General features: G+C 62.6%; 23 protein-coding genes. 7 read left to right on the top strand and 16 right to left on the bottom strand.

Going from position 1 to position 24848, the window contains the following annotated elements; genetic code table 11:
* Positions 1 to 3 precede the first annotated feature (3 nt).
* Genes NKH42_RS13605 through hmgA form a run of 4 tightly spaced genes read right to left on the bottom strand, consistent with a single transcriptional unit; the run spans position 4 to position 3588 of the window.
* On the bottom strand, positions 4 to 297 hold the full coding sequence (locus tag NKH42_RS13605) for a hypothetical protein (RefSeq protein WP_352690829.1): 294 nt from the start codon (positions 295 to 297) through the stop codon (positions 4 to 6).
* Positions 294 to 1316: a fumarylacetoacetate hydrolase family protein gene (locus NKH42_RS13600; protein ID WP_352509910.1), complete on the bottom strand. Its 1023-nt coding sequence runs from the start codon at positions 1314 to 1316 to the stop codon at positions 294 to 296. Before NKH42_RS13600 ends, NKH42_RS13605 begins: the two co-directional genes overlap by 4 nt.
* Before the next feature lie 48 nt (positions 1317 to 1364).
* Complete coding sequence (locus NKH42_RS13595) at positions 1365 to 2264, bottom strand: MBL fold metallo-hydrolase (protein ID WP_352690828.1); 900 nt, start codon at positions 2262 to 2264, stop codon at positions 1365 to 1367.
* Between the two features lie 10 nt (positions 2265 to 2274).
* Positions 2275 to 3588 (bottom strand): homogentisate 1,2-dioxygenase, encoded by a 1314-nt coding sequence (gene hmgA, locus NKH42_RS13590; RefSeq protein ID WP_352509591.1) that lies wholly within the window; start codon positions 3586 to 3588, stop codon positions 2275 to 2277.
* Positions 3589 to 3742: 154 nt separating this feature from the next.
* Between hmgA and NKH42_RS13585 the strand changes: the two genes are divergently transcribed.
* Positions 3743 to 4180 carry a MarR family winged helix-turn-helix transcriptional regulator gene (locus NKH42_RS13585; RefSeq protein WP_352509589.1) on the top strand — a complete coding sequence of 146 codons (438 nt, stop codon included), beginning with the start codon at positions 3743 to 3745 and terminating at the stop codon, positions 4178 to 4180.
* Between the two features lie 67 nt (positions 4181 to 4247).
* Here NKH42_RS13585 and tdh read toward each other — a convergent pair whose 3' ends face one another.
* Positions 4248 to 5282: an L-threonine 3-dehydrogenase gene (gene tdh, locus NKH42_RS13580; protein ID WP_352509588.1), complete on the bottom strand. Its 1035-nt coding sequence runs from the start codon at positions 5280 to 5282 to the stop codon at positions 4248 to 4250.
* 53 nt (positions 5283 to 5335) lie between these two features.
* Complete coding sequence (locus NKH42_RS13575; RefSeq protein WP_352509587.1) at positions 5336 to 6523, bottom strand: glycine C-acetyltransferase; 1188 nt, start codon at positions 6521 to 6523, stop codon at positions 5336 to 5338.
* Between the two features lie 264 nt (positions 6524 to 6787).
* On the opposite strand from NKH42_RS13575, the gene NKH42_RS13570 reads away from it, so the two are divergent.
* Positions 6788 to 8860: a putative bifunctional diguanylate cyclase/phosphodiesterase gene (locus NKH42_RS13570; protein WP_352509586.1), complete on the top strand. Its 2073-nt coding sequence runs from the start codon at positions 6788 to 6790 to the stop codon at positions 8858 to 8860.
* Positions 8861 to 8865: 5 nt separating this feature from the next.
* On the opposite strand, the gene NKH42_RS13565 is transcribed toward NKH42_RS13570, so the two are convergent.
* Both NKH42_RS13565 and NKH42_RS13560 read right to left on the bottom strand, forming a co-directional pair.
* Positions 8866 to 9108, bottom strand: coding sequence for a type II toxin-antitoxin system Phd/YefM family antitoxin (locus tag NKH42_RS13565; protein ID WP_352509585.1), 243 nt, complete (start codon positions 9106 to 9108; stop codon positions 8866 to 8868).
* 21 nt (positions 9109 to 9129) lie between these two features.
* Positions 9130 to 9558: a MarR family winged helix-turn-helix transcriptional regulator gene (locus tag NKH42_RS13560; RefSeq protein WP_352509583.1), complete on the bottom strand. Its 429-nt coding sequence runs from the start codon at positions 9556 to 9558 to the stop codon at positions 9130 to 9132.
* A gap of 117 nt (positions 9559 to 9675) precedes the next feature.
* Between NKH42_RS13560 and NKH42_RS13555 the strand changes: the two genes are divergently transcribed.
* Entirely contained in the window at positions 9676 to 10083 is a 408-nt protein-coding gene (locus NKH42_RS13555) for a hypothetical protein (RefSeq protein WP_352509581.1), read from the top strand.
* Between the two features lie 140 nt (positions 10084 to 10223).
* On the opposite strand, the gene NKH42_RS13550 is transcribed toward NKH42_RS13555, so the two are convergent.
* Positions 10224 to 12269, bottom strand: coding sequence for an oxidoreductase (locus NKH42_RS13550; RefSeq protein WP_352751661.1), 2046 nt, complete (start codon positions 12267 to 12269; stop codon positions 10224 to 10226).
* A gap of 114 nt (positions 12270 to 12383) precedes the next feature.
* On the opposite strand from NKH42_RS13550, the gene queF reads away from it, so the two are divergent.
* Positions 12384 to 12845: a preQ(1) synthase gene (gene queF / locus NKH42_RS13545; protein ID WP_023674394.1), complete on the top strand. Its 462-nt coding sequence runs from the start codon at positions 12384 to 12386 to the stop codon at positions 12843 to 12845.
* A 14-nt stretch (positions 12846 to 12859) separates the two neighbouring features.
* Here queF and NKH42_RS13540 read toward each other — a convergent pair whose 3' ends face one another.
* The 6 genes from NKH42_RS13540 to NKH42_RS13515 form a co-directional block, all read right to left on the bottom strand.
* Positions 12860 to 13732 carry an alpha/beta hydrolase gene (locus NKH42_RS13540; RefSeq protein ID WP_352690805.1) on the bottom strand — a complete coding sequence of 291 codons (873 nt, stop codon included), beginning with the start codon at positions 13730 to 13732 and terminating at the stop codon, positions 12860 to 12862.
* Positions 13733 to 13755: 23 nt separating this feature from the next.
* Complete coding sequence (locus NKH42_RS13535; protein ID WP_352690799.1) at positions 13756 to 14940, bottom strand: mandelate racemase/muconate lactonizing enzyme family protein; 1185 nt, start codon at positions 14938 to 14940, stop codon at positions 13756 to 13758.
* An 11-nt stretch (positions 14941 to 14951) separates the two neighbouring features.
* A complete protein-coding gene (locus NKH42_RS13530) occupies positions 14952 to 15509 on the bottom strand; it encodes a hypothetical protein (protein WP_352690796.1) in 558 nt (185 codons plus the stop codon).
* A gap of 4 nt (positions 15510 to 15513) precedes the next feature.
* Entirely contained in the window at positions 15514 to 15993 is a 480-nt protein-coding gene (locus tag NKH42_RS13525; protein ID WP_352690791.1) for a DUF3828 domain-containing protein, read from the bottom strand.
* 105 nt (positions 15994 to 16098) lie between these two features.
* A complete protein-coding gene (locus tag NKH42_RS13520; protein WP_352690786.1) occupies positions 16099 to 17748 on the bottom strand; it encodes an ABC transporter substrate-binding protein in 1650 nt (549 codons plus the stop codon).
* 41 nt (positions 17749 to 17789) lie between these two features.
* Positions 17790 to 19340: a trimethylamine methyltransferase family protein gene (locus tag NKH42_RS13515; RefSeq protein WP_352690781.1), complete on the bottom strand. Its 1551-nt coding sequence runs from the start codon at positions 19338 to 19340 to the stop codon at positions 17790 to 17792.
* Positions 19341 to 19431: 91 nt separating this feature from the next.
* On the opposite strand from NKH42_RS13515, the gene NKH42_RS13510 reads away from it, so the two are divergent.
* Entirely contained in the window at positions 19432 to 20334 is a 903-nt protein-coding gene (locus tag NKH42_RS13510; RefSeq protein ID WP_352509569.1) for a LysR substrate-binding domain-containing protein, read from the top strand.
* A 17-nt stretch (positions 20335 to 20351) separates the two neighbouring features.
* Here the strand turns inward: NKH42_RS13510 and NKH42_RS13505 are convergent, their stop codons facing one another.
* Positions 20352 to 21341, bottom strand: coding sequence for a zinc-dependent alcohol dehydrogenase family protein (locus NKH42_RS13505; protein ID WP_352509568.1), 990 nt, complete (start codon positions 21339 to 21341; stop codon positions 20352 to 20354).
* Between the two features lie 103 nt (positions 21342 to 21444).
* Between NKH42_RS13505 and NKH42_RS13500 the strand changes: the two genes are divergently transcribed.
* Positions 21445 to 22347, top strand: coding sequence for a LysR family transcriptional regulator (locus tag NKH42_RS13500; RefSeq protein ID WP_352751665.1), 903 nt, complete (start codon positions 21445 to 21447; stop codon positions 22345 to 22347).
* 603 nt (positions 22348 to 22950) lie between these two features.
* The gene (gene mutL, locus NKH42_RS13495) at positions 22951 to 24801 is read left to right on the top strand and encodes a DNA mismatch repair endonuclease MutL (RefSeq protein ID WP_352690837.1); all 1851 of its coding nucleotides are present in this window, start codon (positions 22951 to 22953) and stop codon (positions 24799 to 24801) included.
* Positions 24802 to 24848 lie beyond the last annotated feature (47 nt).

Here is a 24848-nt window from a genome sequence, read left to right as displayed (position 1 = left end):
ACTTCACGCCGCTGACCGGACCAAAGACAGGCCCGCCCACATGAGCACGAATCCGGCGATGACGATCAGCAGAAGCCGGATCATGTGCCGCCGCATGGCTTGCGTTTCCTGGTCCCGTGCGACGTTGGTGTTGGTGACGGTATGGAACATCATCGCCTTGCGCGGAAAGCCGCTGCGGTTGGTCAGGCCGGGCGAGCGCGCCTCGATGCGGTAGCTCAGGCGGACCGCCAGGATGAAGATCGCCAGCATGACAAGGGCCCAGACACCGCACAGCAGGTAGAACGTCTCGCCCGTCATTCTCTTGCCCCGTCGTATTTCTCGACCTTCTGCTCGATGGCGCCGAAGATCGAATGCCCGCCTCTGTCCTTCATCTCGATGCGCACGGTATCGCCAAAGCGCAGGAAGGGCGTTTTCGGTCCGCCGGCCTCAATAGTCTCGATCATCCGCAACTCGGCGATACAGGAATAGCCGGCGCCGCCTGCCGAGACAGGCTTGCCCGGCCCGCCGTCGAGCTTGTTGGAGACGGTGCCCGAACCGACGATGGTGCCGGCGGCCAACGGTCGCGTTTTTGCGGCGTGAACAATCAGCGCCGGAAAGTCGAAGGTCATGTCGATGCCGGCGTTCGCCCGGCCGAACGGCTTGCTGTTGAGATCGACCAGCAGCGGCAGGCTGACCTTGCCGCCGTCCCAGGCATCGCCCAGCTCTTCCGGCGTCACCGCTACCGGCGAAAAGGCCGATGACGGTTTCGACTGGTAGAAGCCGAACCCCTTGGCAAGCTCGGGTCCGGTCAGGCCGCGCAGCGTCACATCGTTGACCAGCATGACCAAGCGGATCGCTGCCCGCGCCTCTTCGAGGCTTGCGCCCATCGGCACATCGTCAACTATGACCGCGACCTCTCCTTCCATGTCGATGCCAAGGGTCTCGTCGGTCATGCGGATTGGGTCCCGCGGTGCGAGGAAAGCGTCCGAGCCGCCCTGGTAGATCAGCGGATCGGTCCAGAAGCTTGCCGGCATCTCGGCGCCGCGCGCTTTCCGCACCAGTTCGACATGGTTCACATAGGCCGAGCCATCGGCCCATTGGTAGGCGCGCGGCAGCGGCGAATGGGCGTCGTGCTCGTGAAAGCGAGCCGACGGCACCGCATTATTCTCTAGCGATTCAGCCATGGCAGCGAGATGCGGCGCGATCCGAAGCCAGTCGTCAAGCGCGGCCTGCAGCGTCTGCACCAGAAACGAAGCATCGGTGAACCGTGTCAGGTCGCGCGAGACGACGACAAGCTTTCCGTCGCGCGTCCCATCCTTCAATGTGGCAAGCTTCATGCGGTTTCCTCTCCTGGCGCAGCTTTGGTGCTGCTTTGATTTTTTGTTCTACGCATGATCTCTTCCGAAAACCGGTTTCCACTTTTCGGGATCATGCTCCAGCTCCACAACAAGGCCGTCGCGTGCGATCGTCAAGTCGCCGGCCCATGTTTTCCTGACGGCGGCAATCCAGTCGGCCTCGCCGATCTCGGGATCGTCGGCGGGAATGAGATGGTTGAGGACCAGTCTTTTGACGCCTGCATCACTGGCGATGCGGCCCGCTTCCTCGGCAAAGCTATGGCTGGCAAGCAGGTGTTCCCTCAGCCTTGCGCCGTTGCCGGTCTTCGCGACCAGCCGCTCGATACCCTCTTCCAGCATGGCCTCGTGGACCAGGACGTCGGCGCCTTGGGCGAAATCCGCCAATGGCGGAAAGAACGCCGTATCCGACGAGAAGACGATGCTTTGCCCCGCATGGTCGAAGCGCAGCGCAAAGCAGTCCGTCACCGGCGGGTGGTCGACGCGCAAGGCCGATATTTTGAGGCCGCGCTCTTCCGCCACCTGGCCTTCACCAAACTCGACGATCGAGACCAGGTCGCGGAGATCCGGCCGCCCTTCATCGGCGATGCGGATCTCGATGTCGAACTCCATCGCCTGGCAAAAGCGTTGCCAATAATAGGCGGTGCCGGGCGGGCCGAATACGGTGGCCTTTGTTGCCAGGCCGGCCGTCCACGCGGTGTGGATCAATGGTCCGAGTTCGAGCACATGGTCGGAATGCAAATGCGTGATGAAGATCAGGTCGAGCGCCTTCAGGCTGATGCCGGCATCGGTCAGCCCGCGCGTTACGCCCAGCCCGCAATCGACGACAAGGGTGCGGCCGCCAATCTCCAGCAGTGACGAACTCGGCCACGGCCCGCCCGGCCGCAGCGCGGGACCACCCTTCGAGCCAAGAAGGACCAGACGATCCGTCACGCGACGGCGCTCAAGACCAGTCGCCCTCGGGCGTGCCGTTGAAGCGCTTCTTCAGGCCGGCCCAGCAGTCGATGTAATTGTCCTGCCGGGTTTCGAGCTCGGCGCCATAGCGGGTCACCATCTGCGGAAAGCGTGTCTCGAACATGAAGGCCATGGTGTTGTCGAGCTTGACCGGTTTCAGCTCCGCGCGCGAGGCTTTTTCGAAGCCAGACGCATCGGGTCCGTGAGCCAGCATCATGTTGTGCAGACTGATGCCGCCGGGCACGAAGCCCTCTTCCTTGGCATCGTACTGACCATGTATGAGGCCCATGAACTCGCTCATGATGTTGCGGTGATACCAGGGCGGCCGGAAAGTGTTTTCCGCCACAAGCCAGCGCGGCGGGAAGATGACGAAATCGATATTGGCGGTGCCTTCCTCGCCGCTCGGCGCGGTCAGCACGGTGAAGATCGACGGATCGGGGTGGTCGAACAGGATTGCGCCGACCGGCGAGAAGGTCGCAAGATCATATTTGTAGGGCGAATAATTGCCGTGCCACGCCACGACATCCAGCGGCGAATGGTCGATCTCGGTGACATGGAACTGGCCACACCATTTCGCGATCAGCCGGCACGGTGTCTCCTTGTCCTCGAACCAAGCACAGGGCGTCTTGAAATCGCGCGGATTGGCCAGGCAATTGGCGCCGATGGGGCCACGATCCGGCAGCGTCAGCTTGGCGCCGTAATTCTCGCAGACATAGCCGCGCACTTCGGCATCCACCAGTTCGACCTTGAACACCAGACCACGCGGCAGCACGGCGATCTCGCCCGGCCTGAGTTCGATGACCCCCATCTCGGTGACGAAGCGCAAGGCTCCAACCTGCGGCACGACCAGCAACTCGCCGTCGGCGTTGAAGAAATGATCGTCGACCATCGAGCGGTTGGCGACGTAGACGTGTGCCGCCATGCCGGTCTGGCCGAGCACGTCGCCGGCGGTGGTGATCGAGCGCATGCCGGCAATGAAATCGGTCGGCTCCTTGGGCATCGGCACCGGGCTCCAGCGATACTGGCCGAGTGCGAGCTGGTGGTCGCCGACGTTCGGCGCGCTTTTCCAAAGCGGATAATTCGCCGCTTTGAAGCGACCGGTGTGCCTCACGCTCGGCCTTATCCGATAAAGCCAGGAGCGCTCATTGGTGCCGCGCGGCGCGGTGAAAGGAGAGCCCGAAAGCTGCTCGGCATAGAGGCCGTAGGCCGGCCGCTGCGGCGAGTTTCGCCCTTGCGGCAGCGAGCCCGGCAAAGTCTCGGTTTCGAAGTCATTGCCGAAACCCGGCATGTAGGAGTAGGCCATGGAACCCTCCCGAATTCATGGTCTCGGAGCATCGTTTGCGCATCCGCAAAGATGCTCCGGGTTGACCATACCGGTTTCATTTGTAACCATTGAAAATGTAACCATCAACGGTGATTTCGCCATGAGCCGCCAGCATCCCCAGTCAGGGCCAACCATGGAAATCCTTGAGCTGGAATCCTTCCTGCCTTACCGGCTCTATCGGCTTGCCGATGCCGTCAGCCGCGAATTCTCAAGGATATACAAGGACCGTCACGGACTGACCCGGCCCGAATGGCGCACGCTGGCCGGGCTTGGACAGCACGGCACCATGACGGCGACGGCGCTCGGCGAGCAATCGGCCATGCACAAGACCAAGATTTCGCGCGCGGTCGCCGAGCTCGAACGGCGCCGCTGGCTCAGCCGGACGCCTGACGAAAAAGACCGCCGTGTCGAGCATCTGGCGCTGACCAAGGCTGGCGTTGCCGCCTATCGCGAGATGGTGCCGCTGGCGAAGGAGTTCGAACGGGAATTGCTGGCAAGATTGAGCCCCGCCGAGCGTGTGGCCATTGTCGGCGGAGTGGCAGCACTGGAGGCGGCATTGGGGAAAAGCTAGGTTCCTGCCAGAATTACAGGCACCTTGGCGGAACAGCTTTCAGTTCGCACCGTGTTCCTTCGGGCCTTCACCAGTCCATGACCACCTTGCCGGAATTGCCGCTCTTCATCGCTTCGAAGCCGAAAATATAGTCGTCGATGCCGATGCGGTGGGTGATCAGGCCGCTGACATTGAGAGGACCCTGCACCAGCGCAATCATCTTGTACCAGGTCTCGAACATCTCGCGGCCGTAGATGCCCTTCAGATGCAGCATCTTGAAGATGACCTTGTTCCAGTCGATCTCGAAGCCGGTCGGCGCGATGCCGAGAATGGCGATCTTGCCGCCATTGTTCATGGTATCGATCATGTCGCGGAATGCCGGTGCGGCACCGGACATTTCAAGACCGACGTCAAAACCCTCGGTCATGCCGAGCGCCGGCATGATATCGCGCAGCTTTTCTTTCGAGGCGTCAACGACATGCTGGACGCCGAGCTTTTTTGCCAGTGCCAGGCGCACCGGGTTGATGTCGGTGATGACCACTTTTCGCGCGCCGACGCATTGCGCCACCAATGCGCCCATGATGCCGATCGGCCCGGCGCCGGTGACCAGCACGTCCTCGCCGACGAGGTCGAAAGATAGTGCGGTGTGAACCGCATTGCCCAGGGGATCGAAGATCGCGGCGATCTCGTCCGGCACGTCGTCGGGGATCGGCACGACATTGTGCTGCGGGATAGCCAGATATTCGCCGAAGGCGCCGGGGCGATTGACGCCGACGCCGAGCGTGTTGCGGCAAAGATGCCCCCTGCCCGCCCGGCAGTTGCGGCAATGGCCGCAGACGATGTGACCCTCGCCCGAAACGCGCTGGCCGACTTTGTATTCGGTCACCGCCGCGCCGAAATCGGCGACCGTACCAACGAATTCATGCCCGGTCACCATCGGCACCGGCACGGTCTTTTGCGCCCACTGGTCCCAATTGTAGATGTGGACGTCGGTCCCGCAGATCGCGGTCTTCCTGATCTTGATCAGCACGTCGTTGGGGCCGATCTCCGGCACCGGCACCTCTTCCATCCACATGCCCGGCTCGGCCTTGGCCTTCACCAGCGCCTTCATCATGTTCGACATTCTGCAGTCCCTTGAAGGTCTTGATCCGGAATCGCTTTTCGACTGCCGGTCATTCAGGAAATCACGCCGAGTTCGCGACCGACTGCGGCGAACGCCTCAACCGCACGGTCAATGTCGGCGCTGGAATGGGCGGCAGACATCTGCGTGCGGATGCGCGCCTGGCCCTTCGGCACCACCGGGAAGGAGAAGCCGATGACATAGATGCCGCGCTTGAGCATGCGCGCGGCCATTTCCTGCGCCAGCGTCGCGTCGCCCAGCATCACCGGGATGATCGGATGGTCGGCGCCGGCCAGCGTAAAGCCCAGCTTGCCCATCTCGGAGCGAAACCGCGCTGCGTTTGCATATAGGCGCTGACGCAATGCATCGCCATTGCGAATCAGCTCGAACACCCGGATCGAGGCGCCCGCGATCGCCGGCATCAGTGTGTTTGAGAAGAGGTAAGGACGCGAGCGCTGGCGCAGCCAGTCGACCACCTGCCTCTTACCAGAGGTGTAGCCCCCGGAAGCGCCGCCAAGCGCCTTGCCGAGCGTACCGGTGATGATGTCCACCCTGCCCTCGACGCCGCAATGCTCGGCCGAGCCGCGACCGTTCTTGCCGACGAAGCCGACCGCGTGGCTGTCGTCGACCATGACCATCGCATCGTATTTCTCGGCGAGATCGCACACGCCCCGAAGATTGGCGATGATGCCGTCCATCGAGAAGACGCCGTCGGTGGCGATCAGCCGGAACCGACAATCGCGCGCCTCTTTCAGCCGCGCTTCGAGATCGGCCATGTCGTTGTTGGCATAGCGGAAGCGCTTTGCCTTCGACAGCCGTACCCCGTCGATGATCGAGGCGTGGTTCAGCGCATCGGAGATGACCGCATCCTCTTCGCCGAGCAGCGTCTCGAACAGGCCGCCATTGGCGTCGAAGCAGGAGCCATAGAGGATAGTGTCCTCCATGCCGAGGAAATCAGAAATGGTCGCCTCGAGCTGCTTGTGTTCCTCCTGTGTGCCGCAGATGAAGCGCACCGACGCCATGCCATAGCCGTAACGATCGAGCGCCTGCTTGGCCGCCTCGCGCAGTTCGGCGCTGTCGGCGAGGCCGAGATAATTATTGGCGCAGAAATTCAGCACCTTCTCGCCGTCCACCTCGATCTCGGCCGATTGGGTCGAGGTTATCACCCGCTCGGATTTATAGAGACCTGCCGATTTCAGCCCTTCAAGCTCGCTGTCGATGTGGGAGAGGAATGCTGCGGTCATGATCAGGCCCTGTTGAGATCGATGAGGACTGTCGCGCCGCGCGGACGAAAAATCCATCGCAAAAGCGACCGCTTCGGTGGCGGCAATGGCACGGCAGAGGCCGCGATGTTCAAATGCGGAGGTGCTGCGAAAGATTGCAATAACCACTTTGCGGATTTCCCGCCACGGTCGCCGCTGTCGGCCTGTTGCTGTCCTAACCTGTTAACACTTTGAAGCCAAAGGTTGTCGCACAAGAATTCGTTGGCGAGAGGGCCGACTCAGAAAATGTCGCAGCAGCCGGTGCACGCCGTTTCAGGCAGGCTCATACTCCTCATCAAATCGGGCTACTGGCTGGCTCTGCTGATCATCGCCGCCATGGTCGTGGCCTCCTTCATCCTGCTGCAACAGATGATGGCGGCCCAGCAACACAACCAGGCGCTGCTCGATGTGGTCAGCACACAAAAAGCCCTGTCGCAACGCATCGTCTTCCTTGCCGGCGCGACCGGTACCGCCTCACGCGACCAGCAGCCGGCCCTGATCAGCGCGCTCAAGCAAGCGACGGTAGAGTTCGAGAAGAACTACGATCTGCTGCTCGAGCGGACCGCCGCCGATCCGGCGTCGCCGGCAAGGTTCGATCCCAAATCGATCGAGAGCGTGCTTTTCGCCAAGCCGTTCCATCTCGACTATTTCTCGGTCGGGCTTATCGCCAACGGCGAACGCCTGATCTCGTCATTCGAATCGCGGCTCAACATGGCCGGCAATGGTGGCTACAAGGGCGGAGAGGAGCGCGTCAACCTGAACGCTTCCGTTGCCAACGCAACATTGTCGGGCTATGCCGCACTTGGCCAGCGCATCAGCGCCTTTGCAGACCGCCGATCCGAAACACTTCTCGAGCTTAACCGCACATTGTTCTACTCGACCATGGGCGTCATCGTGCTGGTGGCGCTTTTCATTTTCAGGCCGATGTCGAACGCCATCCTGCGCAGGACGCGTGAGCTGGTCGATGCGCGCAATTCCATGGCCTTTATTGCCGTGCATGACGGGCTGACCGGCCTGCACAACCGCACCTTCCTGACCGAGCATTTCGATACGTTGATCAATGCCGCGCAGCGACGGCGTGAACGGGTTGCCGTGGTGCAGTTCGATCTCGACCGGTTCAAGCAGATCAACGACACGTTCGGCCACGCCGCCGGCGATTATGTGCTGGTGACGGCTGCGCAACGCATGCGTGGTTCGTGCCGTACGTCGGATCTCAACGTGCGTCTCGGAGGCGATGAATTCGTCGTCGTCCTCAACGACGCCGGCAGCACCGAGGACATCGATATCGTCGCCAGACGCATGCTGGCCAAACTCAATGAACCGGTCATATTCCGAGGCACGACGATCCATCCGGGCGTAAGTGCGGGGATTGCGGTCTATCCTGTCGACGCCGACAATGCGCAGGATCTGCTCGTCCATGCCGATCTGGCGTTGTATTCCGCCAAGAAGCAGGGCGGCGGCAGTTTGTCGTTCTTCTCCGATGAGCTGAGGCGCGAACTCGACAACCGAAAGCAGCTCGAGCTCGACATCAGGGTCGCCATCTCGGAGAAGGCGTTCGAAGTCTATTTCCAGCCGCAGGTGTCGCTGTCGGACGGCACCATCAGTGGCATCGAAGCTTTGGCTCGCTGGAGGCATGCCGAACGCGGCATGATCGCGCCGGGCGAGTTCATTTCAATCGCGGAAAAATGCGGCTTGATGTCCGAGATTGGCCGCATCGTCATTGCCAAGGCGATCAACGAAGCAGCCGAATGGAACCGCGCAGGCATCGGCTTCGGCCGGATCGCCGTCAACGTGTCCGGTTCGGAGCTGCGCGAGACAGATTTCGAAGTCTTCCTGTTCGGGACGCTGGAAAGGACCGGCCTGCCCGCGCACAAACTATCGCTGGAGATCGTCGAATCCGTCATTCTCGACGACGAGAAGACCGGTATCGCGGCAAAGCTGCGGCACATCCGCGCCGCCGGCATCCATCTTGAGCTCGATGATTTCGGCACCGGCTACGCATCGCTCAGCCATGTCAATCCAAACGAGATCGACCGGCTGAAGATCGACCGCCGCTTCGTCCAGAACATCAACGAGAACAGCGGCAACAACAAGATCGTGCGTGCCCTGACCGAGCTCGCCCGCGGTCTCGGCATCTCGATCGTCGCCGAGGGCCCCGAAACCGAAGCCGAGCTCGACTCGCTGATGGCGATCGGCTGCGACCAGGTGCAAGGCTATTCCATCGCTTTCCCGATGCCGCCGGACAGGGTGCGTGAATGGCTGGTGGCACGGACGCCGAAAAAGGCCAGGCTGACAGTGCTGCAGGGCAGCCGGGCGTAGATCCGTCATGGTTCGGCCTTGCGAACCGACCTGATGGGCCGAGGCGGAAGGTCATCCTCATTACCGGGAAATGCTGCCAGCAATTGTCCAAAGCTGGGCACACGCGCCAGCTTTTCATAGTCCTGGAACGACAGAATGACCGCCTGCTTGCGGCCACGCCGGGTGATGACGGCCGGTTCTCCCGCGATGACCTGATCGAGCACCGCCGAGAGTTTAGCCCTGGCATCCTTCAGCGAAATTTCGCGCATGGCGTCTTCCTAGCCTAATTTCTAGCTCTCGACATTGGCCCGCAGCGCAGCCAGCACCTGTGCAAACTCCGCCAGCCTGTCGTCGGACAGCCCTTTCCGCAGCCGTTTGTCGAAGGCTAACGCGGCCGTGCGCAATTTCAGGAACAACGCCTCTCCGGCCTGGGTCAGCTCCACCTGGTGAACCCGGCGGTTCTCGGGATCGCGGCGGCGCATCAGCAGGCCCTGCGTCTCCATGGCGTTGAGATGGTGGGTCAGCGTTGCGCCCCGAATGCCGATCATGCCGGCGAGCTCGCGTTGGTTGGCCAGCTCCCGCGACTTGACCGACAGCAAAGTGACCCAGACCGGCAGCGTGCCGCCGGCTTCGACCAAGGCAGCGTCGAAAGCCTGCGCGACCAGCTTGGCGGTGCGGGCGAGATTCATCCCGATCGGCGGGCGGTGAAAGGGCGTCATGATCCGACACTAGAACAAGGGCAAAGCCGATGGAACCGGCTCGAGCTTATGCGTTGACATCTAATCATTTGATATCTATCAATATGCCTAGCGGTGGGCAAGATAGGAAATGCGGTCATGCAATATGTCTACATCATCGTCCTCGGCCTTCACGTCATGGCGGGTGTGTTCTGGGCCGGCACCACCATCGCGGTTGCCCGCGAACCGGAGATCAGGGCGGAACGTTTCTTCCGGCCGCAAATGGGCGCGGCCGGCGTGGTTTTCCTCACAGGCTTGCTGCTGTGGTATTTCTTCCACAACGGCTCTTTCGGCTCGATGGAGAGGGTGTTGGCGCTCGGCATCTTGACTGCCTTGATTGCCGGCGGGGTTCAGGGCGCACTGGTGGGTTCCGCCAGCAGGCAGTTGGCCGGCGCCGATGCGGCGAAGCAAACCCAGTTGCGCGCCAAGATGACAAAAGGCGAACGCATCGCCGGCGGCCTGCTGGTCATCACCGTGTTCTGCATGGCCACCGCCAGGATGTTTTGAACGTCCTGCCGCAATCGCAAGATCGTACGGTGCCCGGCGATGGCCGGCGGCGTGCGCGGCGCGCAGCCCGGACCAAAGTACCGTGGTGGCTCTCCGTACGGAGGTTCGGCTGCGCGCCACCAATCAATCCAAAATATTCCTCAGATCCGCAAGCCGAACCTGATGCCGTCATAGATTGCGGCATGGATGTTACGCGAGGCAACTGCGTCGCCGATGCGGAAGAGCACGAAGCCACTTTGCGGATTGCGCACGGGGAAGATGTCGCCGCCATTGACCAGTTTTTCGTAATCGATCGCGCCGGCGTTCTTCGACAGCGGCTTCAGCGCCAGATAGAGATCGTCGAGCGGCAGCGTGCCATGCTCGACCACCACCTGGTCGACCCGCCGCTCGCCGCGCCAGCCATAGGCGAAGTCGGAGGCGAGCTCGGCGATCAGCTGGTTGCCCTCGCGCCGCACAGAACGCAGCCGTGTGTTGATGGTCACCGTGACACCCTTTTCCTGAAAGGCGCGCATGTAGGGCACATGGTTCATCCCGCCCATTTCCGGGGCGAAGAAGCGTTCCGGTGAGACCAGCTCCAGCTTGGCGCCGCTATTGGCGATCAGTTCGGCAGCACCCATGCCCTGATGGCCGCCATTGTCGTCATAGAGCAGCACATTCTCGGCCGGCTTGACGCTGCCGGCCATGATGTCCCAGCTCGAAGTGACGAGATCGTCGCCCGCCGTCAGAGGCGGGTTCTGCGGCAGCCCGCCGGTGGCGATCACCACCACGTCGGGCGACAGCGCCAGCACGTCGTCCTTCTCCGCCCAGGTATCGTAGCGGATCTCGACACGGAGCCGGTCGAGTTCGGCCAGACGCCAGTCGATGATGCCGATCAATTCCTTGCGGCGCGGGTTCTGCGTTGCCAGCCGCACCTGGCCGCCGGCCTGGCTCGATGCTTCCAGCACCGTCACCTGGTGCCCACGTTCGGCGGCGACGCGCGCCGCCTCCAGTCCGCCGGCGCCGGCGCCGACGACGACCACCTTCCGCTTCGGTCCCTCGGTTTTCGGAATAGTATGCGGTATCGACGCCTCGCGGCCCGTCGCCGCATTGTGGATGCACAGTGCCTCACCGCCCTCATAGATGCGGTCGAGGCAATAGGTGGCGCCGACGCAAGGGCGGATCTCGTGCTCGCGGCCCTCCATCACTTTTTTGACGATATGCGGGTCGGCAATGTGGGCACGCGTCATGCCGACCATGTCGAGCTTGCCAGTGGCGATGGCGTGGCGCGCGGTGGCGACGTCGGAAATCCGCGCCGCATGGAAGGTCGGGAATTTCGTCGCCGCTCTCACCTCCCCTGCGAAGTCGAGGTGTGGTGACGAGCGCATGCCGGTCACCGGGATGACCTTGGTCAGCGCGGCATCGGTCTCGATCGAGCCACGGATGATGTTGAGGAAATCGACCTTGCCGGATCCGGCCAGCCGCCTGGCGATTTCGACGCCCTCCTGTTTCGACAGGCCTTTCTCGAAATCCTCGTCGGCGACCATGCGGATGCCGACGACGAATTTTTGGCCGACCGCCGCCCGCACCGCGTCGAGCACCATGCCGGTGAAGCGCAAGCGGTTGTCGAGCGAGCCGCCGAAATCATCGTCGCGCTGGTTGGTGGCCGGCGACCAGAAACCGTCCATCAGATGGCCGTAGGCCTCGAATTCGATGCCGTCGAGGCCGGCAGCCTGGCAGCGCTGGGCGGCCGCCGCGTAGTCGGCGACGATGCGCTCGATGTCCCAGTCCTCGATGGTCTTGGGGAAGGCGCGATGCGCCGGTTCGCGCACCGGCGAGGCCGACAGCACCGGCAGCCAGTCGGCCTTGTTCCAGCCGGTACGGCGGCCGAGATGGGTGATCTGGATCATCACCTTGCAATCATGCTCGTGGCAGGCGTCGGTCAGCTCGGCGAGCCAAGGCACGATGCGGTCGTCATAGACATGCAGATTGCCAAAAGCGGCCGGGCTGTCGCGCGAGACGATCGCCGAACCGGCGGTCATGGTCAGCGCCATGCCGCCCTTGGCCTTTTCGGCATGGTAGAGCCGGTACCGCTCCTTCGGCATGCCGTCCTCTGAATAGGCCGGCTCATGGCTGGTCGACATCACCCGGTTCTTCAGCGTCAGATGCTTGAGCTGATAGGGCTGGAGGAGCGGGTCGTTGCTAGTCATCGTCTTCCTGCTGTTTCAAATTGTGCTAATGAGCGGCAAATTTTTGTTTTTACGCATGTCGCTGTCCCAAAATCGCTGCGCAGTTTTGGGCGACATGCAGCAAGGAACCTGCTCATGACCGATACGAAAAACCTCACCCAGCTCGGCACCAACGTCGAGGCGCCACAGAGCCCTGAAGCGGCCGTCCTGGAAACCGTGCCGTTTTCGCGCGGCGACGGCCCGCCGGCCATCGTTCGCTTCACCTGCCCGGAATTCACCTCGCTCTGCCCGGTCACCGGCCAGCCGGACTTCGCCCATATCGTCATCGACTACGCACCCGATGCGCTGCTGGTGGAATCGAAGTCGCTCAAGCTGTTCATGACCTCGTTTCGCAACCACGGCGCCTTCCATGAAGAATGCACCGTCATGATCGGTCGCCGTATCATCGCCGCGACAAAGCCATTGTGGTTGCGCATCGGCGGCTATTGGTATCCGCGGGGCGGCATTCCGATCGACGTGTTCTGGCAAACCGGCGCACCGCCGGAAGGTGTGTGGCTGCCCGACACCGGCGTCGCCCCCTATCGCGGGCGCGGCTAATCGGACGGAGCGGCTCATCTGATCCCGGTCCGGCACAGGTTGGTCTCCAGGAAAGGCATCACCGCGTCGCGGTACCGCTGTTGGTCATAGCGATAGAGATCGACATGCGGCGCGCCGTCGAACCACACCAGCTTTGCGTGAGCGCCCGCCGCATCTTTCAACGCCAGTGTCTGGCTGCGAGCGACAAACGGATCCGAATTGCCTGCTAGCAGCAAGATCGGCCGATCAATCGTGCCGATGCGATCGACCGGCCTGACATCCTCTACCCCGAAGCCAAGGCGGAGCTGCATCTGCGCCAAGAGGACGGTCGCCTGTACGTCGCGTAATATAGGCAAGGGCGCTCGCAACGCCGTGGTTTCCAGCAAAGTCGCGTAGAGCTGCTCCAGGACATAGGCATCGGCATGCTCCTGCTGAGCGCCAAACACAAAAGCAGCCGCACCGAGCGACGAACCGATGGCCGCCACCTTGCGACCAGCGAAGCGTTGCCGCGCAAAGGCGAGGATGCGACTGGCGTCCTGCCGTTCGATGTAACCAAAGCCTCTGATATCGCCGCCGCTTTCGCCATGTCCCGACAGATCGAACAGCACGATCGAGTAGCCGCTTTCGAAAAGCAGGTTCGCTCTTGGAACCATGGCCAGCTTGTTTGAACCGCGTCCGTGTAACAGCACGATTGTTCCGCAACTGTCCTGCCGATCCGCCACCCAACCGGCAAGGTCGGGCGCGCCCTCCTGCTTCAGAACGCTGCGCTCCACCGGTAACCCCACAGGCAGCGTGAAGCTTTGCCGAGGCACGCGGGCCACCGCGCGGCTTCCTGCCTCCCAGCTGACAGCGCAGGCCAGGACGCAAACCGCCGCGAATAAAGCAACCACGACAGGACCTCTTCTCATCGATCGGTCACGTGCACTTCGCATCAGTTGAGCGGCAGCCGCCGGTAGCGGCTGGGATTATTCGGGTCGCTGAAATGGCCCATCGGCCCGTGTTCGGCGAAGTGGCCCGCCCAGCGCTTCATCGAAGCCGGATCGAGTTCGACGCCCAGGCCATGCCCCTCCGGCACGCGCACCGTATTGCCGGTCTGCCGGAATGGGCCGTCCTTGATGACATCGCCGATCTGCCAGCGAAACAGCGACTGCGATGCTTCGGTGATCCACGGTGTCGCCGCCACGACGTGCAAATAAGCCGATGTCATGATGCCGAGATCGTTCGAATAGCACCAGAACCCCTTGCCCATCGCCTCACAGGCGGCGATGAATTTCAGAGTTTTCGACAATCCGCCGAGTGCTGCGAAATTGCAGACGAAGTAATCCGGCGCACCGAGCGCGACTGCCCGCCTGAGATCCGGGATGTGCGTGGAGAACGGAATGCGCGAATGCTGGCGCAGCGCCGCCATCTCCTCGAAGGTCGCGACCGGATCCTCGTAATTGCGGATGTTGAACGGCTCGATCTCGCGCAGTACCCAGCGCGCTGTGGTTAGCGACCACTGCATGTTGGAATCGAGTTTGATCTGCGCCTTGTCGCCAAGCGCCTCGCGCAGCATGCGCACTGTCCTGATCTCGAGCTCGGGATCGCCCATGATCAGCTTGCCCTCGAAGATCGTCGAGCCGTGCTGTTCTCGCATGCCGAGACAGTAGTCGACGATCGCTTCGGCGGTCATCTCGCCGCCGGCTCCGCCTTGAGCGGGGCGAAAGGCGAAATATTCCGAAAACGGAATGTCCTTGCGCACCGCGCCGCCGAGCAGCTTATAGAGCGGCATACCGAAGACCTTGCCTCTTATATCCCACAGCGCCAGGTCGACGGCGCCGAACGCCACCGTGGCTGCGTTCTCGCCGGTGTTGGCGGTGATCTGCCAGGGCGGCACACAGCGCGCCTCGCAGTCGGCGATGTCGAGCGGATCGGCGCCAATCAGCGCCGGCGCGATCTCGGCCTTGATCACCTCGCCGAAATGCCACCATGGCGCCTCGCCCAGTCCGACCACGCCTTCGTCCGTCTCGACCTCGATGATCGATTTCGAGGCGCCGCCGTAGAGACCAGCCGTCCACCAGAACGGAGCATCGAGCGGGACGTTGACGTGGGTGACGCGGATGTTGGTGATCTTCATCGGTTCCGTTCTCACTCACACTGGTATTGGCTTAGCGCCCATTCGCCGGTCACCGAGAGAAGGTCCGATATCTTCCAGTCGCCATCGACTTTCCTGAATTTCCACTCCAGCCGGTGCGGGTTGCCGGCGACGACGAAGGCGACGACGACCTTGGCCTCGTCGCCCTTGATCGCTTCGATGGTCTTCAGGCTTTTGTCGATCTCCGCCTTGTCGTATTCGGAATTGTCGAGCGCCATGTTGGGATCGAGGCATTCGCCCTGCCCCGACTTCCGCAGCGCGTCGCTCTTGTCGAGCACCGACTTTGCCGGGTCGGTGAAATGGCCCCGCTGAGCCGGATCGACCTCGAGCCCGGCATGCTCGTAGAACGGCTTCACCACCGCGGTCGGCGAGCCCGGCTGCACGGGTGTGGCCGGCGCGTTTTCTGGCGGCGGCAACACTGCCGGCGGAGGTGCCGCACTGTCGGCCGGAGCGTTTGCGGGCGGCGCGCCGAACAGGCCCTGAGCGGCGGCGCTGCTCAATCCGGTCAGCAGGCACGCAGTCGCCAAAAGCCAGGAATGGCAGCGGAGCACGGCATCACTCCGGCGACTGCCCGGCCAGGCATTCGAGCGCACTCAGCGTCCAGCCGCTGGTCTTCGAGGTGATGTCGGCGACCTTCCACTGGCCGTGGATCTTCTTCAACGACCAGACCATTTCGCGTTTGGAATCATCCCCTTCCGGAAAAAGGTTGAAGGTCGCCGTCACCTCGGCGCTGTCGCCATCCAGCGTTTCGGCCAGCGTCAGCGTCTTGGCCACGGTCTTTTCGTCATAGTCCTGCGCATCGAGACCAGGGGCGAAGTCGATGCAGGGAACTTCATCCGGATGGTTCTTTGCCGCATTGTCGTTCAGTTCGAACAGTTTCGTCACTGGCGCGGTGAAGCGGTCGCGATATTGTGCATCGGCCTCGAATTTGACCGACGGGACATAGAAGAACTTCACGGCGTTGGCAGCGGGGCCGGCAAACGCGGCCGCCGGCAAGGCCATCGAAAGCGCGGCAACAAAAAGTGGCAGTTTCATGCGTGTCCCCGATTGTTCACTGACGGAAGCTATCAGTACCACGCATCTTGCCCGTCGGCTTTCTTGCGGTCCATGAAATCCTGCAACGCGTCCTTTGCTGGCAACTCAGGCGTTCAGCCAGACGTTCTGGAGATCCATCTCGAAGGTTTGGTGGACACCGTAGTTCTTCACCTTCTCGTTCATGTGGCTGAACAGCTTCTGCCAAAACGGCTGAATGATGACGCCCGAATCCTGCAGGATCTGCTCGATGTCCTTCATGACCTCGCGGCGCTTCTCGACGTCGATGAGCGAGAGAGCCTGCTTGAGCTTGGCGTCAAAATCAGGGTTCGAGTAGCCGGTTTCGTTCCAGGCCTCGCCGGTGCGATAGCCGAGCGCCAACACCTGGACGCCAAGCGGGCGCATGTACCAGATGGTCATGGAATAAGGATATTTCGTCCAGTCGTTCCAGAAGGTCGAACCCGGCAGCACCGTGCGTTTCACTTTGATCCCGGCATCGCGCAACTGGCCGGCAATCGCGTCGCCGGTGTTCTTTTGCCAATCGTCCTCGACGGTGATCAGTTCATGCTCGAAGTCGGCCCGCCCGGCCTCCGCCATCAGCTTCTTGGCGCCCGCGGCGTCGCGTGTCTTCTTGGGCAGCGCGTAGTATTCCGGATGAATCGGGCTGACGTGGTGATTTTCACCCACGGTGCCTCGCCCGGCATAGCCAAGTTCGAGCACCGCATTGTTGTCGACGGCCATCTGGAGGGCGTTGCGGACCCGCTTGTCATCGTAGGGTTTGTGCGTGATGTTGGTGCGGGCAACGAGCGTGGTCGCTGTCGCGACCTCCGATTTCACCAGCCCCATCTTGTCGAGGATGTCAATGAAGTCGGCAGGCGTCTCGAAGTTGAGATCGATTTCGCCGGAGTCGAATGCATTTATCGAGGCGTTGAAATCGGTTCCGTAGTCGATGAATTCGACGCCGTCGAGAAGCGCTTCACCACCCCACCATTTGCCAGTCTCACGACGTTTGACGACCGCTTTCTGGCCGACCGCATAAGACACCAGTTCGAACGGCCCGGTGCCAATCGGCTTCTCGATCGGATTGGCGCCGTCGGCGTCGAAGTTGCGATGGACCACCAGCGCCGGATAGTCGGTGAAGTTCGGGATCAGCGAGATGTCCGGTTCGTTCAGCTTCAGCTTCACCGTGTTGTCGTCGACCTTGGTGATCGCTCCTTCCCTGGCCTTGCCGGTCTTTGCATCAATCAGCGCACCGACGCGCGCGGCCATCGAATTGCCGGCGGCAGCCTTCTCGCACCAGCGCGTCAGATTGTAGACCACATCTTCGGCACTAAAAGCATCGCCGTTGTTCCAGGCGATGCCCTTGCGAACATGCAGCACATATTCGGTGGCGTCGTCGTTGACCTCCCAACTTTCGAGCAGAACCGGCTCGAAAGTGAACTGGCGGGTGTAGCGGACAAGCGGCTCCAGCCAGCAGCGTGAAATGTTCGCGAGTTCCACCCAGTCGTAGGTGCGCGGATCCTTTTGTGCCTTCACCGACATCGAAACGTGGAGCGTGCCGCCTTTCTTCGGCTCTTCAGCCAAAGCCCGCTGCGGGACGGCAAGGCCGATCATGCCGTAGGCAAAGGCCGTCGATGCGCCGAAGGCGCTTGCCAGCGCCAGAAACTCGCGCCGGTCGACACGACCTGCACGAGCCTCGCTGGCCATCGCTTCGATGGCGCTCGGTACGCGATCACCGTTGCTTCTGAAGAGTGTCATTTTTTCCTCCGTTATGGTTCCCATCGGGTCTTCGCCCGTTATCAACTAACGCTGTCCGGCAGTTTCTCCTCGCGCCGCGCAATCAAATCTTTGAGACCATCGGCGATGCCCTCGTCGAGCTTCGGCTCCTCGTAATCGGCGAGCATGTTGCGCGCTTTCTCGCGGCCGCGGGTGTCGTGGTCCTTTGCTCCTTCCGCCTTCCACTGTTCGAACGAATTGAAGTCCATGATGCTCGGTATGAAGAAGGCGGACTCGAAATGTTCGAGCGTGTGCTGGGTGCCGAGGAAATGGCCCTGCGGTCCGACCTCGCGGATAGCCGCCATAGCCTCCTTGAAATCGTCGAATGGCAACCCGCCAGCATATTTGTACCAGCCGACAAGCTGCTCGCAGTCGGTGGCAAATTTCGAATAGCCGCAGGTCAGGCCGGCCTCGAGCCAACCGGCGGAGTGCCAGATGTAGTTGGCGCCGGCAAGGATGGCGGCATGCATCAGCATGTTCGCCTCGTAGCCCGCCTGGGCGTCGTTCAGCTTCGAGCCGACATGGAAACCGGACGTGCGCCACGGCAGCCGATACTTCCGCGCCAGCGCGCCCATGAGATACATCATCTGGGCCGCCTCCGGCGTGCCGCCCATGGGAGCGCCGGTCTTCATGTCGACCGTCACCATGAACTGTCCGTAGATCTGCGGCGAACCCGGACGCAACAGCTGTGTGAACGCGACGCCCGCCAGCGCTTCGGCGTTGACCTGCGCGACCGCACCGACGGCAGAGGCCGAAGTCGAGGCGCCGCAAAGGGCGAAGGGCGCGAGAATCAGCGGCTGGTTGTGGCGCGCATAGACTTTCATCGCGTCCAGCATGGTGGCATCCCAGACCAGCGGCGAATTGCAGTTGGTGATCGCCACCAGGACCGGGTTGTCGCGGACATAGTCCTTGCCGAACACGATGCCCGCCATCGCCATCGTGTCTTCGGCTCGATCCCTGGACGTCACGATACCCATGAACGGCTTGTCGGAGTGCTTCAGCGCCGAATGGATGATGTGGAGGTGACGTTTCGGCACTGGAATTTCCATCGGCTCGCAGATGATCGAGCTCGACGAGTGCAGCGCCGGCGCCATGTAGGCGAGCTTGTGGAAATTGTTGAGGTCGGCGAGTGTGCCGTAGCGCCTGTTGTTGTCGAGGTCGCGCACGTATGGCGCCCCATACATCGGCACGAAGATGGAGTTGTTGCCACCCACACGTACGGAACGCTGGGGATTCCTCGCATTGAGCGTAAATTCCGACGGGACCTTCGAGATGAGCTCCATCAGCAGGGCGCGGTCGATGCGGACCCTTGTCTCCGAGACATCGGCGCCCGCCGCCTTCCACAGTGCGATCGCCTCGTCGTCGCGGAACTCGCATCCCACCTCTTCGAGGATCGAGAGCGATTCCTGGTGGATCAGCTCCACCGCCTCGTCCGGAACCATCTGATACACCGGAATCTTGCGGACCAGGGTCGGAAATGACGCAACGGGTGCGCCTCGCAGCGCCTTGCGCCCCAGGCGGCCACCCGCGCGACGATTGGTATGTTCGCTCACTTCAACGGCCGGTGCGTTCATGGAGGCTCCATCTTCCTGTCTCGACCAATCTAGCCAGACAAAATGCAGCTGTGACGCTGGAAAATCCTGATCTCTTGTATAAGGTCAGCTTATGCGAAGCTTGCGCCACCTGCTGCCGTCGGCGGGCAGCCTGATCGTTTTTGAGGCCGCCGGGCGGCTGTCGAGCTTTACCGCCGCCGGACGGGAGCTCGGCATGACGCAGGCTGCCGTCTCCTATGCGATCCGCGGGCTCGAAGAACAGCTCGGCGCCAAACTCTTCCAGCGCCGCCATCGGCAAGTCAGCCTTACAGAGGCCGGCGACCGCTTCCATGCCGACGTCTCGCTCGGCCTGTCGCACATCCGCAAGTCGGCGGAGGATCTGCGCCAGATCGCCGTCGGCGCGCATGTGACGCTCGCCGCCTCGACGGCCTTCGCCTCATTCTGGATGATGCCGCGCCTGCAGCAGTTTCGCGACGAATTACCGGGCATCGACCTGCGCATCCAGACCGCCGACCGCGATCTCGACATCATCGCCGAGGACATCCCGCTCGGCGTCCGCGGCGGCGAGCCCAGGGAATGGCCGGATTATCATTCGCTGCCGCTGGCCGATGAAGTGATATTCCCCGTTGCCGGCGCGAGTTATGTGGCCCGGTTCGGGCTGCCGGAGCGTGTCGCGGACCTTCAATCGCACCGCCTCATCCATCTCGAAGAGCCGTTTCGCGAGGCCGCGAGCTGGGACGAGTGGTTCGCCTCGGCCGGTGTCGACATCGCCGATGCCGGACGTGGCTTGCGCATCAACGACTATGCGCTGGTGATCCAGGCAGTCATGGAAGGGCAAGGCATCGCGCTCGGCTGGGGTCACCTCGCCGAGCGGCTGCTGGCATCAGGGCTGCTGGTGCGCGTCACCGGCCACGCGATGACGACCGGCAAGGGCTTTCATGTCATCTGGTCGAGGAACCGCGAGCTCAGCGACAACGCCCGCAAGGTGCGGGACTGGCTGGCAGCGCAGGCGTGATGCCGATAAATGCCCGGTCAAACCGTCACGACGATCTTGCCGAATTGTTCGTTCGCTTCTAGATAACGATGCGCCTCGACGATCTGGTCGAACGGAAAGGTTCTGGCGATTGCCGGCTTCAGCGAACCCGAGCTTAGTCCGTCAAGGATGAACGCCTTGGCGGCCTGCAGCCGGACCGGATCGCGCACGATCTCATGCATGAGATAACCGCGCAGCGTCAGTGTCTTCGCCAGCACTGCAGGTAGCGGAAAGGGTGTCCGGTCGAGGCTCAATCCGCCATATTCGATGAGAATGCCACCCGGTGCCATCGCTGCCGTCAGAGGCTCGAAAATCGGACCGCCGACGGCGTCGAACACCACGCGCACGCCGTCCGGGCCGGCGATTTGCTTCAGCCTGGCTTCCAGATCCTCCTCTGCCGAAGCGATGACGTGGGCCGCGCCGAACGCAACCAAAGCCCGCTTCTTGGCGGACGTCCGTGTGACCGCGATCGGGGTCGCGCCAATCAGGTTGGCAATCTGGGTCGCCGCAAGTCCGACGCTGCTCGATGCCGCGGTGATGACGACAACGTCCTCCCTGCCAAGTTTGGCAATGTCGATCAGCGCACCATAGGCCGTGAGATATTGCATCCACGCGGCGGCGGCCTCTTCCCAGCTCAGCGCCGGCGGGTGCTTGACGACGAGCTCGGCGGGGTATGTGGCAATCTCACCATAGGCAGGCCAGCGGACCATCGACAATGGCGGCACGATGCTGACGGCATCGCCCGGCGCAAAACCGCTCACGCCTTCGCCCACCATCTCGACGAGGCCAGCGGCCTCAAGCCCAAGACCGGAAGGCAACGGCGCAGTCTGGATATATCTGCCTGAACGGAGCAGCGCCTCGGCCCGGTTGAGACCCAACGCCTTGACACGGATCTGGACCTCGCCTCGCCCGGGCGCAGGCATGTCGACATTCTCGATGCGCAGAACCTCGGGACCACCAAGCTCATGAAAACGAACGACACGCGTCATCGGTCACAACTCCAAAATATTTGAACTGAATCACCTATGCCAGCGGCGATCAGGCGGATAAATAGCCGCTTGAGTAGATCAGCAGAAACTATAGGTTTTGAATATGGATCGCCTTACGAGCATGGCCGTGTTCGTCAAAGCCGTCGATCTGGGCTCGTTCGCGGCCGCGGCGGCCGCTCTCGATCTGTCCGGGCCGATGGTCGGCAAGCATGTCCGGTTTCTCGAGGAGCGCCTGAGCGTGCGCCTCATCAACCGGACCACGCGCCGCCAAAGCCTGACGGATTTCGGGCGCGCCTATTACGAACGCTGCCGGCTGGTGCTTGCCGAAGCGGAGGCCGCGGATGCACTCGCCGCCGACCAGCTTGCCGAACCGCGCGGAAAGCTGCGCGTGCTCATGCCGGTGCATTTCGGCCGGCGCTGCGTTGCCCCGATCCTGTTCGGGCTTGCGCAGCAATATCCGGCGCTGGAACTTGACCTGTCGTTCAGCGACGCCCTCGCCGACCTCGCCGAGGACGGCTGCGATCTTGCCATTAGAACGGGCGACCTGGAGGACCAGGCCGGGGTAATGGCGCGTCGCATCGCGCGCCAGCACATGGTCGTCTGCGCGTCGCCGTCCTATCTCGACCGCCACGGCCAGCCGCAGGAAATAGATGACCTGGGCCGCCATCACGCGATCATCTACCGCCGTTCCGGGCGCGCCGTTCAGCCGTGGCTGTTTCCGCGCAACGGCCAGCCCGCGATGGAGATCCGGCCCGTCAGCAGATTGCGGCTCGACGATCTCGATGCCATCGCCGATGCCGCGGCCGCCGGCATGGGGCTCGCCTGGCTGCCGTACTGGCTGGTTCGCCGGCGCATCCAGGCGGGCGCGCTTGTCCTGCTATTGGCGGAACAATCCCGGTTTCTCTACGACGTTCATGCCCTTTGGTTGCAGACGCCTCATCTGCCGATGAAAGTCCGCCTTGCCGTCGATGCACTGGCGGCAGCGCTGCCCAAGCTCATGAGTTGAAGGCACGCTCGCGGTCAGCTGCGCGGATTTCCTCGAGAACGACCCGACGATTGAACAATAATCTATATGGTAAGATTTCGAATATACAGGAGGTAAACCAGAACAACTGTTAGCGATATTGAAATAATTGTCCAAATAGTGAACAAAATTACTCTTGCAATACGACTCTTTCGACGCTGTATCCATCGAGCGAACTTTACCATTAAGTAATCTAGGATGACGTCCAAATGTCGCCTCCAACGGCCATTCGCTTCAGATTTTGGCCTTCGCCCGACTAAATCCACTAAGTCAATTGGGGGCCAAGCCCATTCACTTCAACAATATTCCTATCTCTACATCGTGGCGGGACAGCACCCCCCTTTGGCCTGCCGGCCATCTCCCCCGCAAGGGGGGAGATTGGCGGTTCATGCGTCCCGCCAACCTTTGAGACATTGGAGACTGGCGGAGGCCGAGGCGACATCCGATCTCCCCCCTTGCGGGGGAGATGGCCGGCAGGCCAGAGGGGGGTGGGACGGAGCGCAACGGAGCAGTCTCCCTGCCTTGCAACAATCAACGCTATTCTCCCCCTCCCGCATCGGCCACGAATCCGCCTATAGTGCTGCCATGCCCATCCGCCAGCTTTCCGAAACGATGATCAACCAGATCGCCGCCGGCGAAGTCATCGAGCGTCCGGCAAGCGTGGTCAAGGAACTGGTCGAGAACGCGCTCGATGCCGGCGCTACCAGAGTCGAGATCGTCACCGCCGGCGGCGGGCTGAACCTGATCCGCGTCAGCGATGACGGCTCGGGCATTCCGGAAAAGGAACTGGCGCTGGCGATCGCGCGCCATTGCACCTCCAAGCTCGCCGACGACATTCACGACATCCGCTCACTCGGCTTTCGCGGCGAGGCCTTGCCCTCGATCGGCTCGGTGGCGCGGCTGTCGATCCGCTCGCGCACCGCGTCCAGTGAAAACGCCGCCGAGATCGGCATCGACGGCGGCCGCGTCTCCGCCGTCAGGCCGGCGGCTGCCAATCGCGGCACCACGGTCGAGGTGCGCGACCTGTTCTTCGCCACGCCGGCGCGGCTCAAATTCATGAAGGGCGAGCGCGCCGAAAGCTCGGCCATCGGCGACGTGGTCAAGCGCATCGCCATCGCCTTCCCCGCCGTGCGCTTCACCCTGGCCGGCCCGGACCGCTCGACGCTGGAACTGCCGGCGACCGACGACAGCCCGGAAGGCCGGCTGCGCCGGGTGGCACAAGTGATGGGCGCCGACTTTCCGGACAATGCGATCGCCATCGACGCGATGCGGGACGGCGTGCATCTCGCCGGCCATGTCTCGGTCCCCTCTTTCACCCGCGCCAACGCGCTACAGCAATACGCCTATGTCAACGGCCGCCCGGTGCGTGACAAATTGATCGCCGGCGCCATTCGCGGCGCCTTCGCCGACGTGCTGCCGCGCGACCGCCATGCCGCCACCGTGCTGTTCCTGACGCTCGATCCGGCGATCGTCGACGTCAACGTCCACCCGGCCAAGGCAGACGTGCGCTTCCGCGACCCGGGGCTGGTGCGCGGGCTGATCGTCGGCGCCATCCGCGAAGCGCTGGCCAATGCCGGCATCCGCGCCGCCACCACGGGGGCAGCCGGCATGATGGCAGCGTTCCGGCCCGGCGCGGCATCCTATGCGCATGGCGGGCCGGCCAACGGCCATCGCAGCTACGAGGCCGCCTATCGGGCCTCAGGCTTTGCCGGGTTCGATCCGGCCCGTTCGCCGCAGCGGCCGCTCGATATGGGCGGCGGCTTTGGCGAGGACGAGCAGGCGGCGTTCGATGCCGGGCCGCCGCACAGTGCCGACGCGCGCGCCGGACAGGACCAGGCGGCAGAGACGCTGCTCGGCACGGCATTGGGCGCGGCGCGCGCACAAGTGCATGAGAACTACATCGTCGCCCAGACCAGGGATTCGCTCGTCATCGTCGACCAGCATGCGGCGCATGAGCGGCTGGTCTATGAGGCCTTGAAAAATGCGCTGCACTCACGCGCGGTGCCGTCACAGATGTTGCTGCTGCCCGAGATCGTCGATCTGTCAGAGGAAGACGCCGAACGGCTCGCCATACACTCCGAGACGCTGGCCCGCTTCGGCCTTGGCATCGAGCGCTTCGGCCCCGGTGCCGTCGCGGTGCGCGAGACGCCGTCGATGCTTGGTGAGACCAACGTCCAGCAGCTGGTGCGCGACCTCGCCGACGAGATCGCCGACAACGATACGGTCGACACGCTGAAAGGGCGGCTGGACAAAATAGCCGCGACCATGGCCTGCCACGGCTCGGTGCGCTCCGGCCGGCTGCTCAAGCCCGAAGAGATGAATGCGCTGCTACGCCAGATGGAGGCGACGCCGGGCTCCGGCACCTGCAACCACGGCCGCCCGACCTATATCGAGCTCAAGCTCGCGGATATTGAGAGGCTGTTTGGGAGGCGGTGAGAAGGTCGCTCGCGCTGGCGCTGTCTATAACTCGCTAGCAAGGCTGG

It is taken from the genome of Mesorhizobium sp. M1142 (assembly GCF_040318565.1).
GTDB lineage: Bacteria > Pseudomonadota > Alphaproteobacteria > Rhizobiales > Rhizobiaceae > Mesorhizobium.
The sequence above is the reverse complement of the archived record's forward strand: the minus strand, read 5'-3'. Positions and strand labels throughout refer to the sequence as shown.

Excerpts from the sequence above, each read along its gene's own strand:
- NKH42_RS13560 (WP_352509583.1), bottom strand. The coding sequence starts at position 9,558 with ATGACGCCCTTTCACCGCCCGCCGATCGGGATGAATCTCGCCCGCACC.
- NKH42_RS13575 (WP_352509587.1), bottom strand. The coding sequence starts at position 6,523 with ATGACCGCAGCATTCCTCTCCCACATCGACAGCGAGCTTGAAGGGCTG.
- NKH42_RS13500 (WP_352751665.1), top strand. The coding sequence starts at position 21,445 with ATGGATCGCCTTACGAGCATGGCCGTGTTCGTCAAAGCCGTCGATCTG.
- NKH42_RS13570 (WP_352509586.1), top strand. The coding sequence starts at position 6,788 with ATGTCGCAGCAGCCGGTGCACGCCGTTTCAGGCAGGCTCATACTCCTC.
- NKH42_RS13525 (WP_352690791.1), bottom strand. The coding sequence starts at position 15,993 with ATGAAACTGCCACTTTTTGTTGCCGCGCTTTCGATGGCCTTGCCGGCG.
- NKH42_RS13520 (WP_352690786.1), bottom strand. The coding sequence starts at position 17,748 with ATGACACTCTTCAGAAGCAACGGTGATCGCGTACCGAGCGCCATCGAA.
- NKH42_RS13555 (WP_352509581.1), top strand. The coding sequence starts at position 9,676 with ATGCAATATGTCTACATCATCGTCCTCGGCCTTCACGTCATGGCGGGT.
- NKH42_RS13550 (WP_352751661.1), bottom strand. The coding sequence starts at position 12,269 with ATGACTAGCAACGACCCGCTCCTCCAGCCCTATCAGCTCAAGCATCTG.
- mutL (WP_352690837.1), top strand. The coding sequence starts at position 22,951 with ATGCCCATCCGCCAGCTTTCCGAAACGATGATCAACCAGATCGCCGCC.
- NKH42_RS13535 (WP_352690799.1), bottom strand. The coding sequence starts at position 14,940 with ATGAAGATCACCAACATCCGCGTCACCCACGTCAACGTCCCGCTCGAT.
- hmgA (WP_352509591.1), bottom strand. The coding sequence starts at position 3,588 with ATGGCCTACTCCTACATGCCGGGTTTCGGCAATGACTTCGAAACCGAG.
- NKH42_RS13505 (WP_352509568.1), bottom strand. The coding sequence starts at position 21,341 with ATGACGCGTGTCGTTCGTTTTCATGAGCTTGGTGGTCCCGAGGTTCTG.
- NKH42_RS13565 (WP_352509585.1), bottom strand. The coding sequence starts at position 9,108 with ATGCGCGAAATTTCGCTGAAGGATGCCAGGGCTAAACTCTCGGCGGTG.
- NKH42_RS13600 (WP_352509910.1), bottom strand. The coding sequence starts at position 1,316 with ATGAAGCTTGCCACATTGAAGGATGGGACGCGCGACGGAAAGCTTGTC.
- NKH42_RS13510 (WP_352509569.1), top strand. The coding sequence starts at position 19,432 with ATGCGAAGCTTGCGCCACCTGCTGCCGTCGGCGGGCAGCCTGATCGTT.
- NKH42_RS13605 (WP_352690829.1), bottom strand. The coding sequence starts at position 297 with ATGACGGGCGAGACGTTCTACCTGCTGTGCGGTGTCTGGGCCCTTGTC.
- NKH42_RS13585 (WP_352509589.1), top strand. The coding sequence starts at position 3,743 with ATGGAAATCCTTGAGCTGGAATCCTTCCTGCCTTACCGGCTCTATCGG.
- queF (WP_023674394.1), top strand. The coding sequence starts at position 12,384 with ATGACCGATACGAAAAACCTCACCCAGCTCGGCACCAACGTCGAGGCG.
- NKH42_RS13540 (WP_352690805.1), bottom strand. The coding sequence starts at position 13,732 with ATGAGAAGAGGTCCTGTCGTGGTTGCTTTATTCGCGGCGGTTTGCGTC.
- tdh (WP_352509588.1), bottom strand. The coding sequence starts at position 5,282 with ATGTCGAACATGATGAAGGCGCTGGTGAAGGCCAAGGCCGAGCCGGGC.
- NKH42_RS13515 (WP_352690781.1), bottom strand. The coding sequence starts at position 19,340 with ATGAACGCACCGGCCGTTGAAGTGAGCGAACATACCAATCGTCGCGCG.